Consider the following 15,622-nt stretch of genomic DNA (forward strand, 5'->3'; position numbering starts at 1 on the left):
ACTTCGTTATGCAGGCGCCGGGCGCCTGATGTTTAGTGGTCAGGTAATCGGGGCTTCGTAGGCGGCGACTGCAAAGCCATACACCGTGGCCGGCTGCAGTCGGACTTTGCTGGCCGGGCCGCCGGTGGCCGGCATGCTCAGGGTCTCCCCAGGCAACACGTAAGTGCGCGGCAGCATCGCCTTGCCGTCACCCGGGAGCAGGCGTAGTTCCTGGGCCAGGCGTACGACATACGGGCTGTCGTTGCGCACCTGCAAAGTGTTGCCATTTAGCGACCAGGCAAGCCCGGTCCATGGCGTGCGATTGGGGGCCAGTCCCCTCGGATGAATGATCACCGGCAGGTTCTGGCGCACCGTCACGCCAACCCGCGCATGCCCGGCTTCAGTAGCCGGTCGGCCCTGAGGCATACCTTCGAAGATCGCCCGCTTGAGGCGCTGGGTGAGCAAGGGTTGCTGGCTTTGCAGGATGAAACGTACCAGCTGTGATTTGGACGCCTCGACCCGTGACAGTGGTGGAGTGACCACCAACAACGGTTCGGTGTCTTCGGGAATGTCTTCCAGGGTCACGTGCAGCAAGGCGAGTTGACTGTCGGTGTTGGTGACCGACACGGCGGTTTCGCCATCGGCTTCGTAAATGATCACCACGGAGGTGTCCGGAATCATGCCGTCGGCCTGTGCACACGTGCCAAACAGTAGCGTCAGGGCCGCGATACTGGCTGCAGTTTTCAACAATGTTGTCGTCATGACGGGGTTTTCCATAGGGGCAGCATGAAGAAGTCAGAGGTAGCGTAAATCCAGCACGATGGAACCATCGAGGGGCACCTCCTGATTCAGGGTCAGGTACTGGGCAAAGTTGATGGTGGTGTCGATTTTCAGCTGGGCGCTCAACTGGCCGATGAAGTCGGGCTGCCGATCCCCTGGGGGAGCAAAGCCGACGTAGGATCTGGGCGGGGCATTGGGGTCCGGTGCCCAGGTTTCACCGTTGTCGCTGGAGGCCAGGGCTTGCATGGGTAGCGCGTCGCCCAGCGGGTTGCGATAAGACAGAGCCACTGATCCCAGGCGCTCGGCCGGCATGTGGATATTTCTACCCAGGCTGTAAAGCCCGGGGCCCAAAGAGGATTCGGCTCGGTTGTCGATCCCAACCAGGGCAAACAGCATGGGCCTGGTGCACTGCACATTCAGTTCCAGTACCCGGCTGGGCAGTACGGTGAACTCGCTGGCGTTGAGGGTGTGAGCAGGGATTTTTCCGTGATCGACTGTACCCTCGTCAGACAGTCTCACGTGGCAGGCATCTGGCGTTAGCCGACCGGTCACCGTGATTTCAACAAACGATGCGGTGAAGGCCACCGTGGCGTTCGTCAGTAACAGCACTGTCGCCAGAAGGTGAGGGTAGATATTCATCGGTTGGCACCACTGGCCGAGGTGCAGACGGCCGAAACGGAAGAAATGCCCATGCCTGTCTGTTCCCGGCAGGCATGGGCGCCCAAGGTTTACAGGTACTTCACTTCAAGAGTGGCCGAGCCGTCGAGGGTCACCTCGTTGCTCAGGTCCAGGCCATCGGTGCGGGCGATGGAGGTGTTTACCACCAGCTCCGTTACCAACTCCTTGATGGGGGCCGGCTGGGTGGCGTCATCCAGGGTGGCCAGCGCCATGTACAAGCCTGCGTCCCAGAACTTTTCGCTGTACCAGGTATTGCCGCCATCGCCTGAAGCGATTGTTTGCATCTGTGCCCCATCGGCAACGGCGTTGCGTAGCATCAGTTGGAACCAGCCCAGCTTCTGGGTGCCGTTGATCAGGCCCAGGCCGTAGTCGGAAGAGGAGATGGATGAGCCGGCTCGGTTATCGATGGAGTGCAGGGCAAACTGGATAGGTGCGTCGCACACCACCACCAGAGTCATGACGTGTGTACCGATCAATGTGGGATTGTCCGGGAGCAAGTCTTTTGCGGAAATCTTGCCGTGGTCGATGATCCCACCACTGCTCATGTTCGGTGTGCAGGCGCTGGGCACGATCAGGCCCTTGACGGTCAGGTCTACGGTGGAGGCGGCATAGGCGGTGGCGGAGCCGAGGAGCATCAGGCCGGTGGCGATGGTAGTAAACAGGGGGTTCATGGCGGCGAATTCCTTTAGATAGCGTTTATGTGTGGCGCTTAGAGGTAGCTGACCTGGACCGTGGCGTGCCCGTCGACGGGGACTTCATCGGTCAGGGTCAGGCCGTCGGCAGGGGCAATATGGGTGTACAGGCGGATCTCGGCGTCGAAATCCTGTACTGCGATGGGCACCAGTTGGTTACCTATTGCGACGGCCGTCAGCATGGTGTGGGTGAGCAGGCTGGTCGGCAGCCACGTCACGCCGCCATCTTGTGAGGTGATGGTGCGTACAGCGACGCCATCAGCCACAGGGGCATACAGATGAAAGACGGTACCGCCGAGCTTTTCTCCTTCCGGTGTCATCCCCAGTCCATGCCCGTAGTGGTGGTTGGCGGAGGAGCCGGCGCGGTTGTCGATGGTAGTCAGGGTGAAAAACGTCGGTGCTTCACAGCGCACGCTCAATTGCATGGATTGGTTGGGCAGCGAGGTGTACTGCTCGGCGTTGAGGTCTTTGACCGCCATTTTTCCGAAGTCGATCGTGCCACCGCCGGAGATCAGTGGTGCGCAGGCGCTGGGGGTGATACTGCCTTTGACCGTTAGGTCGGTATTGCTGGCGGCAAACACTGACGGCGCGAACAGCAGTGTCAGTATGAGTCGGGAGGCAAAAGCGTTCATAGGCAAGGGGCCCTTTTACAAAAGTGGTCTACGTAACGTTGACCGGGGTTACAGGTACTTCACTTCCAGTGTGGCCGAGCCGTCCAATGCCACTTCATTGGTCAGGGTCAGGTCTTTTGCTGGGGCGATAGCGGTGTTGAGTACGATCTCAACAGCTGCATTCTGGAGGGGGTGAGGTGCCCAACCGCTTTCGCTGTCGAGGTTGCCAAAGGCAAACAAGTTGTTCGGTTCTACGGCGTCGTCCTCAAAGAGCTCCGACCAGCGGCCTTCGGCGTGCATCGTCAGCATGATCGATGGGATATCGGTGACGGGATTGCGCACCGATATGAAATACCGCCCCAGTTTTTCTGTTCCGTTGATCAGCCCCAGGCCATAGGCACCGTTGCGGGTCGAAGTGCCTATGCGGTTGTCGACGGGGTTGATGGCAAACAGCGTGGAAGCCTCACAGCTCACAGTCAGTTGCAGGTTTTTTGCCTCAAGCTGGGTTTGGCTATCTTGATTCAGGTCTTTGGCCGAGATTTTTCCAAAGTCGACTGTGCCGGGTAGGTTGGGTGTACAGGCACTCGGCGTGATCAGCCCCTTTACCGTCAGGTCTACGGAGCTGGCGGCAAAGGCAGGGGCGGTACTGGCGAGCAACAGGGCGGTGCATGCCAGGGTTAGGGACTTGTTCATTTTTCAGATTGTTCCAGTGCAAGGTCGGCTGTTAAAGCGCGCACAAGGCAATGCCTTTCCCTTTGAGAGGGCAGGTTGCAAGGCGGCTTGGCGTATCGGTTTCAGGTCTGCCGCAGTACGGCAACTCCGTTCCCTCTGGTCGGGGTGGGCGCAATTTATCGAGGGGCGAGGGCGGGAGGAATACAACTATTACGACAATGACGGGGCGGATACAAAGCCGCTCGTGGCATGTCGGAATAGTTTGTTTGGTATGTAGGAAAACTATTTTTTTCGTAGTAGTTGCATCGTCACCAAGGTGTTCATGGCGATATTTTTATGTGGCGATGGCGGTCATATGAGTGTTTGTGATGCGCTCTCTGACCGTTGCGTCAGTGCCAGCCGGGCGCTGTAGAACTGATCGCAACACTGAGGTGAACATGGAGACTGGCGTATCGTTGGACGCAGTGCTTTCCCGTGAACTGAGACCCTCGATCGTTCCGCCACCGCATTGGCAACATCTGAAGGTATTGGTGGTGGAGGACCACTCAGCCTATCGCGCCTTGATGGGGTGGTTCCTGAAGAAGCTAGGGTTGGGCCATCAATTGGTTGGCGATGGGCTACACGGGCTGGCTGCCCTCGCCGAATGCCCTTTCGATCTGGTCATCAGCGATTGCCAGATGCCCCTGATGGATGGCTACAGCATGAGTCGTGCTATTCGTCGCCGTGAATGTGCCAATGACCAGGTGCGAGTGCCGATCATTGCATTGACCGGTAACCTGGTACACGACGACCCCCAACGCTGCCGCGATGCGGGTATGGACGCCTGGTTGCTCAAGCCGTTGTCCTTTGAGCAGTTGCATAGTGTATTGGCATTGTGGCTGCCCGGCCCGGCCGATGCGCAGTTGCACGCGCCGGTCTCGGCACTCTGGCCGACCCGTGTCGGCCTGATCGAAAGCTTTGGTGATGCTCGCGTGGTGGACCAAATGCTCGCCAGCCTGCTTTGCGAAGCCCGGGAAGACAGTGCCGCACTGGATCACGCCCACATGACCCTGAATGTGCCGCTGACTGCCGAACGCCTGCATCGCCTGGTGGGGAGCCTGGCCTTCCTCGGTGTCGCAGAGTTGGAGTTGCGCGGGATGCGCCTGATCGAGCACGTCCATACCCAAGGCATTGTGCTGACCAAACCGCAGTTGGAAGCGTTCCAGGTGGACTTGCGAGCCTACCTCGTTTACTTGGGCTCGTTGTGATATGTGCGGCGATTTGTAGGTAACTGGAAGTCTGTGCTGAAGGTTTTGGATGTAGGTGGTTTCTTTTTATTTTGTAGGTTTTAGTTGGTGGACTACCAAACATTGATCACGGCGAAAAAAGCACGGAGCGTAGGCGGTTGTTGAGGGCGTCTGGCGGAGGTATTTTGCGCGGACTCAAATTGCCATCATCCGTGGGTACCTAATGCTTCGCGTAATTATTGCTGACGATCATCCCATTGTGCGTATCGGGCAGAGAGTGGTGATCGAGGCGAATGGCAGGTGCAAAGTGGTAGGGGAAGCCGAGGGGCCCGATGAATTGCTTCGACTGCTGGACGCCATTTCTTGTGATGTGCTGGTGACTGATTTCGCTATGCCGGGAGGCCAGCAGGCCGACGGCTATGGCTTGCTGAGTCTGCTGCGCCGCCAGTACCCGAAGTTGCCCGTGATTCTGGTGACCATGTTTGCCAACGTCGCCACCTTGCGTGCCTCCTTTGCCCATGGCGCCCAGGCGATTGTCGCCAAAAGTGCCTCGGCCAAAGAGTTGCCCCAGGCGATCAGGGCGGTGAGCGCCGGACAGACTTTTGTCAGCGAATGCCTGCGGGTTCAACTGGTGGAGGCGGGCACGGGGGATCAGTCGCAACAGCCACAGTTATCCGGCAAGGAACGGGAAGTGGTGCGTATGCTCGCCAGCGGCATGACGGTCAGTCAGATCGCCGTACGGGTCAATCGCAGCATCTCCACCATCAGCAAACAGAAAAGCACGGCTATGAACCGGCTATGTATTTCCACTGACGTGGATCTATTCGCCTATGCTCGCAGCTGCGGCATGGTGCCATAGGGGCACACCCTTGGCATTTCGGGCGTCAATATCGATGGTGTTCCAGGTCTTTGCACACTATCGTGACTTTCCAAGCCTTTGCTGGATGCTGCCCATGCGCGATGCCCATAACGCCCTGATTACCGAGTTCTACAACGCCTTCAAGCGCCTGGATGCCGAGGCCATGAGCGCCTGTTATACCGACGACGTGGTGTTCAGCGACCCGGCGTTCGGCGAACTACTTGGACGTGATGCCGGTGACATGTGGCGCATGCTCACCACCCGGGCCAAGGACTTTTCCCTGACCTTTGACAGCGTGCGCAGCGATGACGCCACCGGCAGTGCCCATTGGGTGGCCACCTACCTGTTCAGCCAGACCGGCAACACCGTGGTCAACGATATCCAGGCGCGTTTTGTGTTTCGCGATGGCAAGATCTGCGAGCACCACGATCACTTCGACCTGTGGCGCTGGTCGCGCCAGGCGCTGGGTACCAAGGGGCTGTTGCTGGGCTGGACGCCGTTGGTGCGCAATGCAGTGCGTAGCCAGGCATTAAAAGGGTTGAAGGCGTTCCAGGCCAGTCGTTGATAAGATCGGCGTTTCTTTGCTTGGCCAGAGTCCGTTGTGAACAATCCTTCTGAACCCGTCGCTCCCAAGCCTTGGTTTGTCTACTTGGTGCGTGCGGCCAATGGCTCGCTCTATTGCGGGATCAGTAACGACCCGGTACGCCGCTTTGCTGTGCACCAGAGCGGCAAGGGTGCGCGGTTTTTCCTGTCCAGCCCCGCCGTGGCACTGGTCTACACCGAAGCCTGCGCCAGCAAAAGCGAAGCCCTGCGCCAGGAGCGGCTGATCAAAAAACTCAGGAAAAGCGCCAAGGAGTGTCTGGCGCGGGCTTATCAATCTGACTGATCAGTTCCCATCAGGCCTAACGGTAGGCCGCCGGCCTGGCATGCGCGGGTATTGAGCTTCGGCCGTGGCACTTCCCGCGCCTGGGGTTCCTGATCAGGTGACCCCCTGTAGGAGCGAGCTTGCTCGCTCCTACAGGGTTAATGCCGACAGGATGGCCTCGGGGTTGTATTCGCGAATCAGCGTGCCGTTCACATCCACAAACGGAATCCCGCCGCCGCCCAGCGCTTGATAGGCCTTGCGGCCTTCGGGATCCTGGTCGATATCGACGCTCTTGTAGGGAATGCCCTTCTGATCCAGGAATCGCTGGATCTGCTTGCAGTAGCCGCACCACTCGGTGGCATAAAGCACCACCCGCGCTGACGCCCGGGTCTGCTCCGAGACCACCTGCGAGGGGTTGAACACCCGCTGGATCTTGCCCCAGTTCTGGAACACCACCACCACCAGCAACACCAGCAGGACTTTTTTCAGGACCCCGCCAAGCATCAGTTGCGGCGCTTGAGCTGGTCGGTCAGTTGGGTCGGCAGGCCCTTGATGATCAGGGTGCCGGCAGCCTCGTCGTACTCGATCTTGTCGCCCAGCAAATGCGCTTCAAAGCTGATGGACAAGCCTTCGGCGCGCCCGGTGAAGCGGCGGAACTGGTTGAGGGTGCGCTTATCCGCCGGGATTTCCGGGGACAAGCCGTAATCCTTGTTGCGGATGTGATCGTAGAAGGCCTTTGGCCGATCTTCATCGATCAAGCCCGAGAGTTCTTCCAGGCCCATCGGCTCACCGAGCTTGGCCTGGCTGCTGGCGTAGTCCACCAGGGTCTTGGTTTTCTCGCGGGCGGACTCGTCCGGCAGGTCTTCGCTTTCAACAAAATCGCTGAAGGCCTTGAGCAGGGTACGGGTCTCGCCCGGCCCATCGACCCCTTCCTGGCAGCCGATAAAGTCGCGGAAGTACTCCGAGACCTTCTTGCCGTTCTTGCCCTTGATAAAGGAAATGTACTGCTTGGACTGCTTGTTGTTCTGCCATTCGGAGACGTTGATCCGCGCCGCCAGGTGCAATTGGCCCAGGTCCAGGTGGCGCGACGGGGTCACGTCGAGCTGATCGGTCACGGCCACGCCCTCGCTGTGGTGCAGCAGGGCGATGGCCAGGTAGTCGGTCATGCCCTGCTGGTAGTGGGCAAACAGCACGTGGCCACCGACAGAGAGGTTGGACTCCTCCATCAGTTTCTGCAGATGTTCCACCGCGATCCGGCTGAAGGCGGTGAAATCCTTGCCGCCGTCGAAATATTCCTTCAACCAGCCACTGAACGGGTGCGCGCCGGACTCGGCATGGAAGAAACCCCAGGCCTTGCCTTGTTTGGCGTTATAGCTCTCGTTGAGATCGGCGAGCATGTTCTCGATGGCGGCGGACTCGGCCAATTCGGAGTCACGGGCGTGGAGAACTGCGGGCGTGCCGTCGGGTTTTTTGTCGATCAGGTGGACGATGCAATGACGGATCGGCATGGGCTTCTCGGCTGGTTGGGCGGGAGTGGTCGGCCTCCCGGCAAAAGTGGCCAGTGTACCGCACCCGCTGGTCCCGGCGTCGTTTGAAGCGGTTTCGGGAGCCCTCTGACGGCTCATATGCCTTTTTTTCACGGTTTAGAGCGATAAAGCTGACCAAATGGGTAGGTAGAAGCGGATATTTCCCCGTCTCTGTGCTAGTTTTGCCCCGTCTTACGCGATGTATCGGCGTTAAGCGTGCATTCAGCATTTGTCAGGTCGAACCAAACCCCGTTTCAGGCATCTATAACCCCGATCTCTCGCGGTTATGGCCAGGGGTGCCAGGCCATGACGGTCGGGCTCGATGGCTGACACTGCACTCTGCAATCCAAATGAATTTGATAGGGAAGGAACACCACAATGGCTTTGACTAAAGACCAACTGATCGCTGATATCGCCGAATCCACTGACACCACCAAGGTTCAAGTACGTGCAGTACTGGAGCAACTGGCTCAGATCGTTGGTGACCAGCTGGACAACGGCGGCGAAATCACTCTGCCAGGTGTTGGCAAACTGAAAGTGACCGAGCGTCCAGCCCGTACCGGCCGTAACCCTTCGACTGGCGCTGCCATCGAAATCGCTGCCAAGAAAGTGATCAAGCTGGTTGTGGCCAAAGGCCTGACCGATTCGGTCAACAAGTAAGACGCAGTAAAAAAACCGTGCTCCGGAGCGATCCGGGCACGGTTTTTTGTTGCCTGCGTTTTTTGCTTTATCTGTAGGAGCGAGCTCGCTCCTACAGGAGCAGGGTTAGCGCACCCAGCGCTGGCGCCAGAGCTGCTGCTCGTTCTTGGTCTGGAAGGTCCAGGCCACAAAACGGCTTTGTTTCTGGCCCTGGGACATCTCCACCACCTGGCTTTCCAGCACGCCGGCCTTTTTCAGCGCGGTCTCGATGGCGGGCAGGTTGGAGGCTTTTGACACCAGGGTGCTGAACCACAACACTTTATGGGCAAAGTGCGCGCTCTCGGCGATCAACTGCGTGACAAAGCGTGCTTCACCGCCTTCACACCACAGCTCTGCCGATTGGCCACCGAAGTTCAGCACCGGCAACTTGCGCTTGGGGTCGGCCTTGCCCAGGGCGCGCCATTTACGCTCGCTACCTTTGGTCGCTTCGTCCATGGAGGCATGGAACGGCGGGTTGCACATGGTCAGGTCAAACCGCTCACCCGGCTCCAGCAGGCCCAGCAGGATGTGCTTGGGGTTGGTTTGCAGGCGCAGTTGGATGACCTTGTTCAGGTCGTTGGACTGCACGATGGCCTTGGCGGCTGCGACGGCTGTAGGATCGATCTCGGAGCCGAGGAAGTTCCAGCGGTAGTCCATGTAGCCGATCAGCGGGTAGACGCAGTTGGCGCCCATGCCGATGTCCAGCACCTTGACGATCGAGCCACGGGGAATCTTGCCGTCATTGACGCTGGCCAGCAGGTCGGCGAGGAAGTGCACGTAATCGGCACGGCCCGGTACCGGTGGGCACAGGTAGTCAGCCGGGATATCCCAGTGCTGCACGCCATAGAACGCCTTGAGCAGCGCCCGGTTGAACACCCGCACCGCATCGGGGCTGGCGAAGTCGATGCTTTCCTTGCCGTAAGGGTTGAGGATCACGAACTGGGCCAGTTCCGGCGTGGTCTTGATCAGCGCGGGGAAGTCGTAGCGGCCCTGGTGGCGGTTGCGCGGATGCAGGGTCGCTTCCTTGCGCGGCACGACAGGCTTGGCCGTGGCGGCGGTTTTCGGCTTCTTGCGGGGCGGTTTGGGTGTGCTGGGGGCGGTCATGATGATTCTGGTGTTGGCTCAAAGTGGCGGCCATTGTCACACATCCTGAGCCCAACCCGGGCAAATGTGGGAGCTGGCTTGCCTGCGATAGCATCACCTCGATCTGCCTGATAGACCGAGTCGCTTGCATCGCAGGCAAGCCAGCTCCCACTTTGATTGGGTTTTCAACACAAAAAAAAGAGGCCCGAAGGCCTCTTTCTTACACGCGGTCCACCTTACAGGCTGGAAATCCGCGCATGTTGCTCCGCCAACTTGCCCAAGGCCTGCTCGGCCTCGGCCAGCTTGGCGCGTTCCTTGTCGATGACTTCGGCCGGGGCCTTGTCTACGAACGCGGCGTTGGACAGCTTGCCACCGACGCGCTGCACCTCGCCTTGCAGGCGCAGGATTTCCTTGTCCAGGCGCGCCAGTTCGGCATCTTTGTCGATCAGGCCGGCCATCGGCACCAGCACTTCCATCTCGCCAACCAGTGCGGTAGCGGACAGCGGTGCTTCGGCGCCAGCGGCCAATACGGTGATCGACTCCAGCTTGGCCAGCTTCTTGAGCAGGGCGTCGTTCTCGGTGAGACGGCGCTGGTCCTCGGCACTGGCGTTCTTCACGAACACCGCCAATGGCTTGCCTGGGCCGATGTTCATCTCGGCGCGGATATTGCGCGTGCCGAGCATCAGGGCCTTGAGCCATTCGATATCGCTTTCGGCCGCCTCGTCGATCCGCGCTTCATTGGCCACTGGCCAAGGTTGCAGCATGATGGTCTTGCCTTCGATACCGGCCAGCGGTGCCAGGCGCTGCCAGATTTCTTCGGTGATGAACGGCATGAACGGGTGCGCCAGGCGCAGCGCCACTTCCAGCACGCGCACCAGGGTGCGGCGGGTGCCGCGCTGGCGCTCGATCGGCGCGTTCTCGTCCCACAGCACGGGCTTGGACAGTTCCAGGTACCAGTCGCAATACTGGTTCCAGATGAACTCGTACAAGGCCTGTGCGGCCAGGTCGAAACGGAACTGGTCGAGTTGGCGGGTCACCTCGGCTTCGGTGCGCTGCAACTGCGAGATGATCCAGCGATCGGCCAGGCTCAGTTCAAAGGCTTCGCCGTTCTGGCCGCAGTCTTCGCCCTTGTCCAGCACGTAGCGCGCCGCGTTCCAGATCTTGTTGCAGAAGTTGCGATAGCCTTCGACGCGGCCCATGTCGAACTTGATGTCGCGACCGGTGGACGCCAGCGAGCAGAAGGTGAAGCGCAGGGCGTCGGTGCCGTAGCTGGCGATGCCGTCGGCAAACTCGTCGCGGGTCTGCTTCTCGATCTTTTTCGCCAGTTTCGGCTGCATCAGGCCCGAGGTGCGTTTCTGCACCAGGGTTTCCAGGTCGATGCCGTCGATGATGTCCAGCGGGTCGAGGACGTTGCCCTTGGACTTGGACATCTTCTGGCCCTGGCCGTCGCGGACCAGGCCGTGTACGTACACGGTCTTGAACGGTACCTGCGGGGTGCCGTCCTCGTTCTTCACCAAATGCATGGTGAGCATGATCATCCGGGCAACCCAGAAGAAAATGATGTCGAAGCCGGTGACCAGCACGTCGGTGGAGTGGAATTTCTTCAGGAACTCGGTCTGCTGCGGCCAGCCCAGGGTCGAGAAGGTCCACAGGCCCGAACTGAACCAGGTATCCAGTACGTCGTTGTCCTGTTGCAGCGCCACGTCTGCGCCGAGGTTGTGCTTGGCCCGCACTTCGGCCTCGTCACGGCCGACATAGACCTTGCCCGACTCGTCGTACCAGGCCGGAATCCGGTGGCCCCACCACAGCTGACGGCTGATGCACCAATCCTGGATGTCGCGCATCCACGAGAAATACATGTTTTCGTACTGTTTGGGCACGAACTGGATACGGCCATCTTCCACGGCAGCAATCGCAGGTTCTGCCAGCGGCTTGGTGGAGACGTACCACTGGTCGGTCAGCCACGGCTCGATGATGGTGCCGGAGCGGTCGCCTTTCGGCACTTTCAGGGCGTGGTCATCCACGCTGACCAAAAGGCCAGCAGCGTCGAAGGCGGCAACGATCTGCTTGCGCGCGTCGAAACGATCGAGACCGGCGTATTCGGCCGGGATCTTGCCATCGATACTGTCATTGAGCGTGCCGTCGAGGTTGAACACCTGGCAGGCCGGCAGAACGGCGGCATTCTTGTCGAAGATATTCAGCAGCGGCAGGTTGTGGCGCTTGCCGACTTCATAGTCGTTGAAATCGTGGGCCGGGGTGATTTTCACGCAACCGGTGCCGAATTCAGGGTCGCAGTAGTCATCGGCGATGATCGGGATGCGACGACCCACCAGCGGCAGCTCGACGAACTTGCCGATCAGTGCCTGGTAGCGCTCATCGTTCGGGTTAACGGCCACGGCGGAGTCGCCGAGCATGGTTTCCGGACGGGTGGTGGCGACGATCAGGTAGTCGCTGCCCTCGGCGGTCTTGGCGCCGTCGGCCAGCGGGTACTTGAGGTTCCACAGGAAACCTTTCTCGTCGTGGTTTTCCACTTCAAGGTCGGAAATCGCCGTGTGCAGCTTGGTGTCCCAGTTGACCAGGCGCTTGCCGCGATAGATCAGGCCATCTTCATGCAGGCGCACGAAGGCTTCCTTCACCGCTTCCGACAGGCCATCGTCCATGGTGAAGCGCTCGCGGCTCCAATCCACTGACGAGCCCAGGCGACGGATCTGACGGCTGATATTGCCGCCGGACTGGTCCTTCCATTCCCAGACCTTCTCCAGGAACTTCTCGCGGCCCAGGTCGTGACGGTTCTGGCCGGTGGCTTCCAGTTGGCGTTCCACCAGCATCTGGGTGGCGATACCCGCGTGGTCGGTGCCCGGCTGCCACAGGGTGTTGCGACCCTGCATGCGGCGGAAACGGATCAGGGCGTCCATGATCGCGTTGTTGAAACCGTGACCCATGTGCAGGCTGCCGGTGACGTTCGGCGGCGGGATCATGATCGTGTAGGAATCACCCGCGCCTTGAGGGGCGAAGTAATTCTCGGATTCCCAGGTGTTGTACCAGGAAGTTTCAATGGCGTGCGGCTGGTAGGTCTTATCCATGCGCGGCGGGACCCTAGTTGGCATTTATTCAGGAAAGCCGACAAGTATAACGGGGGATAGGGGAGAGGGCGAGATGAAGAGGGGCTTAAGGCTTGCGCTGACCAAATGTGGGAGCGGGCTTGCTCGCGAATGCAGTGTGTCAGTTATTGGGTGTGTGTCTGATATACCGCATTCGCGAGCAAGCCCGCTCCCACAGGGGAGATCTGCGTGGCTTAAGACTGGTACTGGCTGAGCAACCGCTCCATGCGCGCATCCATCCGGCGCTTGATCTCGGTTTCGATATGCGGGGCAAAATCGTCGATCACGTCCTGCATGATCAATTGCGCAGCGGCGCGCAGTTCGTTGTCCAGGTGCAGCAGCAGGGCGTCAGGGGCCTTTTCGGCGGCGGGCTCGGCTTGGACGGTGGGCGGCTCGACTGGCTCGGCAGCGGCGGGCTTGGCGCCGACCATATCGAACAGCAGGGGAATCTGTACCTCTTCTGCGACGGTATCGGTCAGCAGTGGCGGTTGCAGGTTGTCATCACCCAGCAACTGGCGGATCGATTCAAGGTCGTCCAGCAGGTGGTCATCTTTTTTAATCGGGTTGGGAGTGTCCATCGTGTGCTCAGAGTCGCTGTAATCGGTGATCTTGCAGAGAATAGCCCTGTTCGCGGTAGAAACGGAAACTCTCCCGCGCGGCCTGACGAATAGCCGGATCTTCCACCACCACTTCCGCTACGCGGGCGAAACCCTTGGCGAAGGCCGGCACTTTCAGGTCCAGGTTGACCAGCAGGTCATGGTGATCGCCGCAACTGTCGCCCAGACCCAATGCCACCAAACCGTCTGGCTCCGATTCTGCTGGGCCGTGGGGCACGAAGCTCTCGCCCTTGAAGCGCCACAGGCGGGCATCAAGGTCGTCACGTTGGGCGGCATCGCTGCAATGCAGGTAGATGCGGTGGCCCATGCGCCAGGCCTTTTCCGTGAGCTTGCAGGCAAAGTCCAAGCGAGCCGACGGATCGGCGCTGGGCAATATATAGAAGTCGACTTGGGTCATTACATGTCCTGGAGCAGCCTTGCCTGCTTTCCCCTGTAGGAGCGAGCTTGCTCGCGAAGAACTCAAGAGCAACGCGTTTATTCAGGCTGTACGCGTTATCGTTGACGTTTTTCGCGAGCAAGCTCGCTCCTACAGGGTCAAGCAGTGGCTGTGAGGTTTAGGCCTTGGCGCGATCCAGCAGGTATTGGGTCAGCAGCGGAACCGGACGACCGGTAGCGCCCTTGTCCTTGCCGCCGCTGGTCCAGGCAGTGCCGGCGATATCCAGGTGGGCCCAGTTGAAGTTCTTGGCAAAACGCGACAGGAAGCAGGCGGCGGTGATGGTGCCGGCCTTTGGCCCGCCAATGTTGGCGATGTCGGCGAATGGGCTGTCCAGTTGCTCCTGGTACTCATCGAACAGCGGCAATTGCCAGGCGCGGTCGTCGGCAGCCTTGCCGGCGCTGAGCAGTTGCTCGACCAACTCGTCGTTGTTGCCCAAAAGGCCCGAGGTATGGGAACCCAGGGCGACGATACAGGCGCCGGTCAAGGTGGCGATGTCGATCACCGCCTGCGGCTTGAAGCGCTCGGCGTAGGTCAGGGCATCGCACAGCACCAGGCGGCCTTCGGCGTCGGTGTTGAGGATTTCCACGGTCTGGCCGCTCATGGTGGTGACGATATCGCCTGGACGGGCAGCACCGCCGCTCGGCATGTTCTCGGCGCAAGCCAGGATGCACACCAGGTTGATCGGCAGTTTGAGTTCGAGCACGGCACGCAGGGTACCGAAGACACTGGCGGCGCCGCCCATGTCGTACTTCATTTCGTCCATGCCGGCGCCAGGCTTGAGGCTGATGCCGCCGGTATCAAAGGTGATGCCTTTGCCAACCAGGGCGAACGGCTTGTCGGCTTTCTTGCCGCCGTTGTATTGCATGACGATCAGGCGTGGCGGCTGGTCGCTGCCCTGGCCCACGGCATAGAACGAGCCCATGCCCAGTTCCTTGATCTTCTTCTCGTCCAGGACCTCGACCTTCAGGCCCTTGAACTCTTTGCCCAGGGCCTTGGCCTGTTCGCCGAGGTAGGTCGGGTGGCAGATGTTTGGTGGCATATTGCCCAAGTCGCGGGTGAACGCCATGCCGGCAGCGATGGCCTGGGCGTGGGTCGCGGCGCGCTGCACTTCAGCCTGGGCGGCCTTGATGGTCAGCAGGGTGATTTTCTTCAGGGCGCGGGGTTCGGCTTTCTGGCTCTTGAACTGGTCGAAGGTGTAGCCACCATCCAGCAGGGTTTCGGCCAGCAGGCGAGTCTTGCCATAGCTGTCGCGGCCCTTGACCACGATTTCGTCCAGCGCCAGTGCCGCATCGCTGCCGCCCAGGCCCTTGAGGGTGCTGAGGATGGCGCTGATGATCTTGCGGAACGGGCGGTCGCCCAGTTCGGCGTCCTTGCCCACGCCTACCAGCAATACGCGGTCGGCTTTGAGGTTAGGCAGGCTTTGCAGCAGCAGGCTTTGCCCGACTTTGCCGGCCAGGTCGCCACGCTTGAGCACGGCGCTGATGGCCCCACCGCTCAGTTCGTCGACTTGCTTGGCGGCGGCGCCGAGCTTGCGGCCTTCGCCGACGGCGACCACGAGGGTGGCGGTCTTCAACGTTTCGGGGCTAACGCTTTTTACAACCAATTCCATGTTCGGGTCCCTTATATAAGGTCAAAGAGCCTGGAGTCTGTACTCCGGCCTGTAGGCTGGGCCACCTGTAGGCGACCGCGACAAAGCCCGCAGTTTGTACCGCGCCGCCCAGGCCTGACAACCCTTGACGCCAGCTTTGTGCACCGGTGTGAGCAAGCTCCGTGACAGGCGCGGACAATCACAGGATAATGCGCCATCTTTTTCGCCGGC

At 60.1% G+C, this 15,622-nt stretch carries 17 protein-coding genes; 5 read left to right on the top strand and 12 right to left on the bottom strand.

Features of this window, described 5'->3' with window-relative positions:
* Positions 1 to 39 precede the first annotated feature (39 nt).
* The 5 genes from KL786_RS01455 to KL786_RS01475 all read right to left on the bottom strand — a co-directional run bounded on the left by KL786_RS01455 (position 40) and on the right by KL786_RS01475 (position 3,433).
* The gene (locus KL786_RS01455; RefSeq protein WP_215516489.1) at positions 40 to 741 is read right to left on the bottom strand and encodes a fimbria/pilus chaperone family protein; all 702 of its coding nucleotides are present in this window, start codon (positions 739 to 741) and stop codon (positions 40 to 42) included.
* A gap of 33 nt (positions 742 to 774) precedes the next feature.
* On the bottom strand, positions 775 to 1,398 hold the full coding sequence (locus KL786_RS01460; RefSeq protein ID WP_215516490.1) for a DUF1120 domain-containing protein: 624 nt from the start codon (positions 1,396 to 1,398) through the stop codon (positions 775 to 777).
* 89 nt (positions 1,399 to 1,487) lie between these two features.
* On the bottom strand, positions 1,488 to 2,108 hold the full coding sequence (locus tag KL786_RS01465) for a DUF1120 domain-containing protein (protein WP_215516491.1): 621 nt from the start codon (positions 2,106 to 2,108) through the stop codon (positions 1,488 to 1,490).
* 38 nt (positions 2,109 to 2,146) lie between these two features.
* Positions 2,147 to 2,761: a DUF1120 domain-containing protein gene (locus KL786_RS01470; RefSeq protein WP_215516492.1), complete on the bottom strand. Its 615-nt coding sequence runs from the start codon at positions 2,759 to 2,761 to the stop codon at positions 2,147 to 2,149.
* A gap of 48 nt (positions 2,762 to 2,809) precedes the next feature.
* Positions 2,810 to 3,433, bottom strand: a complete 624-nt coding sequence (locus KL786_RS01475) for a DUF1120 domain-containing protein (RefSeq protein WP_215516493.1) — start codon at positions 3,431 to 3,433, stop codon at positions 2,810 to 2,812.
* A gap of 416 nt (positions 3,434 to 3,849) precedes the next feature.
* Between KL786_RS01475 and KL786_RS01480 the strand changes: the two genes are divergently transcribed.
* The 4 genes from KL786_RS01480 to KL786_RS01495 all read left to right on the top strand — a co-directional run bounded on the left by KL786_RS01480 (position 3,850) and on the right by KL786_RS01495 (position 6,383).
* Positions 3,850 to 4,659, top strand: a complete 810-nt coding sequence (locus KL786_RS01480; RefSeq protein WP_215516494.1) for a response regulator — start codon at positions 3,850 to 3,852, stop codon at positions 4,657 to 4,659.
* 202 nt (positions 4,660 to 4,861) lie between these two features.
* On the top strand, positions 4,862 to 5,497 hold the full coding sequence (locus tag KL786_RS01485; RefSeq protein WP_215516495.1) for a response regulator: 636 nt from the start codon (positions 4,862 to 4,864) through the stop codon (positions 5,495 to 5,497).
* A 94-nt stretch (positions 5,498 to 5,591) separates the two neighbouring features.
* Positions 5,592 to 6,062: a nuclear transport factor 2 family protein gene (locus KL786_RS01490; RefSeq protein ID WP_215516496.1), complete on the top strand. Its 471-nt coding sequence runs from the start codon at positions 5,592 to 5,594 to the stop codon at positions 6,060 to 6,062.
* A gap of 36 nt (positions 6,063 to 6,098) precedes the next feature.
* Positions 6,099 to 6,383, top strand: a complete 285-nt coding sequence (locus KL786_RS01495; RefSeq protein ID WP_215516497.1) for a GIY-YIG nuclease family protein — start codon at positions 6,099 to 6,101, stop codon at positions 6,381 to 6,383.
* Positions 6,384 to 6,512: 129 nt separating this feature from the next.
* Here KL786_RS01495 and KL786_RS01500 read toward each other — a convergent pair whose 3' ends face one another.
* Together KL786_RS01500 and yejK are read right to left on the bottom strand one after the other, a co-directional pair.
* A complete protein-coding gene (locus tag KL786_RS01500; RefSeq protein WP_215516498.1) occupies positions 6,513 to 6,866 on the bottom strand; it encodes a glutaredoxin family protein in 354 nt (117 codons plus the stop codon).
* Complete coding sequence (gene yejK, locus KL786_RS01505) at positions 6,866 to 7,870, bottom strand: nucleoid-associated protein YejK (RefSeq protein WP_065944170.1); 1,005 nt, start codon at positions 7,868 to 7,870, stop codon at positions 6,866 to 6,868. Before yejK ends, KL786_RS01500 begins: the two co-directional genes overlap by 1 nt.
* A gap of 396 nt (positions 7,871 to 8,266) precedes the next feature.
* Here yejK and KL786_RS01510 point away from each other — a divergent pair, with 396 nt between their 5' ends.
* A complete protein-coding gene (locus KL786_RS01510; protein WP_032859974.1) occupies positions 8,267 to 8,548 on the top strand; it encodes an HU family DNA-binding protein in 282 nt (93 codons plus the stop codon).
* A 105-nt stretch (positions 8,549 to 8,653) separates the two neighbouring features.
* Here the strand turns inward: KL786_RS01510 and rlmF are convergent, their stop codons facing one another.
* From rlmF to KL786_RS01535, 5 genes are all read right to left on the bottom strand, one after another.
* On the bottom strand, positions 8,654 to 9,670 hold the full coding sequence (gene rlmF, locus KL786_RS01515) for a 23S rRNA (adenine(1618)-N(6))-methyltransferase RlmF (protein WP_215516499.1): 1,017 nt from the start codon (positions 9,668 to 9,670) through the stop codon (positions 8,654 to 8,656).
* Positions 9,671 to 9,885: 215 nt separating this feature from the next.
* Positions 9,886 to 12,732, bottom strand: a complete 2,847-nt coding sequence (locus KL786_RS01520; RefSeq protein WP_215516500.1) for a valine--tRNA ligase — start codon at positions 12,730 to 12,732, stop codon at positions 9,886 to 9,888.
* A gap of 212 nt (positions 12,733 to 12,944) precedes the next feature.
* The gene (locus tag KL786_RS01525; protein WP_215516501.1) at positions 12,945 to 13,328 is read right to left on the bottom strand and encodes a DNA polymerase III subunit chi; all 384 of its coding nucleotides are present in this window, start codon (positions 13,326 to 13,328) and stop codon (positions 12,945 to 12,947) included.
* A 7-nt stretch (positions 13,329 to 13,335) separates the two neighbouring features.
* Complete coding sequence (locus tag KL786_RS01530) at positions 13,336 to 13,764, bottom strand: DNA polymerase III subunit chi (protein WP_032859970.1); 429 nt, start codon at positions 13,762 to 13,764, stop codon at positions 13,336 to 13,338.
* A 157-nt stretch (positions 13,765 to 13,921) separates the two neighbouring features.
* Entirely contained in the window at positions 13,922 to 15,412 is a 1,491-nt protein-coding gene (locus KL786_RS01535) for a leucyl aminopeptidase (RefSeq protein WP_032859969.1), read from the bottom strand.
* Between the last annotated feature and the right edge of the window lie 210 nt (positions 15,413 to 15,622).

The organism is Pseudomonas sp. TAE6080 (assembly GCF_018732265.1).
Taxonomy (GTDB): domain Bacteria; phylum Pseudomonadota; class Gammaproteobacteria; order Pseudomonadales; family Pseudomonadaceae; genus Aquipseudomonas; species Aquipseudomonas brenneri.

Bases quoted from the DNA above. Each gene is read 5' to 3' on its own strand.
- KL786_RS01455 (WP_215516489.1), bottom strand. From the start codon at position 741: ATGACGACAACATTGTTGAAAACTGCAGCCAGTATCGCGGCCCTGACG.
- KL786_RS01460 (WP_215516490.1), bottom strand. From the start codon at position 1,398: ATGAATATCTACCCTCACCTTCTGGCGACAGTGCTGTTACTGACGAAC.
- KL786_RS01465 (WP_215516491.1), bottom strand. From the start codon at position 2,108: ATGAACCCCCTGTTTACTACCATCGCCACCGGCCTGATGCTCCTCGGC.
- KL786_RS01470 (WP_215516492.1), bottom strand. From the start codon at position 2,761: ATGAACGCTTTTGCCTCCCGACTCATACTGACACTGCTGTTCGCGCCG.
- KL786_RS01475 (WP_215516493.1), bottom strand. From the start codon at position 3,433: ATGAACAAGTCCCTAACCCTGGCATGCACCGCCCTGTTGCTCGCCAGT.
- KL786_RS01480 (WP_215516494.1), top strand. From the start codon at position 3,850: ATGGAGACTGGCGTATCGTTGGACGCAGTGCTTTCCCGTGAACTGAGA.
- KL786_RS01485 (WP_215516495.1), top strand. From the start codon at position 4,862: ATGCTTCGCGTAATTATTGCTGACGATCATCCCATTGTGCGTATCGGG.
- KL786_RS01490 (WP_215516496.1), top strand. From the start codon at position 5,592: ATGCGCGATGCCCATAACGCCCTGATTACCGAGTTCTACAACGCCTTC.
- KL786_RS01500 (WP_215516498.1), bottom strand. From the start codon at position 6,866: ATGCTTGGCGGGGTCCTGAAAAAAGTCCTGCTGGTGTTGCTGGTGGTG.
- yejK (WP_065944170.1), bottom strand. From the start codon at position 7,870: ATGCCGATCCGTCATTGCATCGTCCACCTGATCGACAAAAAACCCGAC.
- KL786_RS01510 (WP_032859974.1), top strand. From the start codon at position 8,267: ATGGCTTTGACTAAAGACCAACTGATCGCTGATATCGCCGAATCCACT.
- rlmF (WP_215516499.1), bottom strand. From the start codon at position 9,670: ATGACCGCCCCCAGCACACCCAAACCGCCCCGCAAGAAGCCGAAAACC.
- KL786_RS01520 (WP_215516500.1), bottom strand. From the start codon at position 12,732: ATGGATAAGACCTACCAGCCGCACGCCATTGAAACTTCCTGGTACAAC.
- KL786_RS01525 (WP_215516501.1), bottom strand. From the start codon at position 13,328: ATGGACACTCCCAACCCGATTAAAAAAGATGACCACCTGCTGGACGAC.
- KL786_RS01530 (WP_032859970.1), bottom strand. From the start codon at position 13,764: ATGACCCAAGTCGACTTCTATATATTGCCCAGCGCCGATCCGTCGGCT.
- KL786_RS01535 (WP_032859969.1), bottom strand. From the start codon at position 15,412: ATGGAATTGGTTGTAAAAAGCGTTAGCCCCGAAACGTTGAAGACCGCC.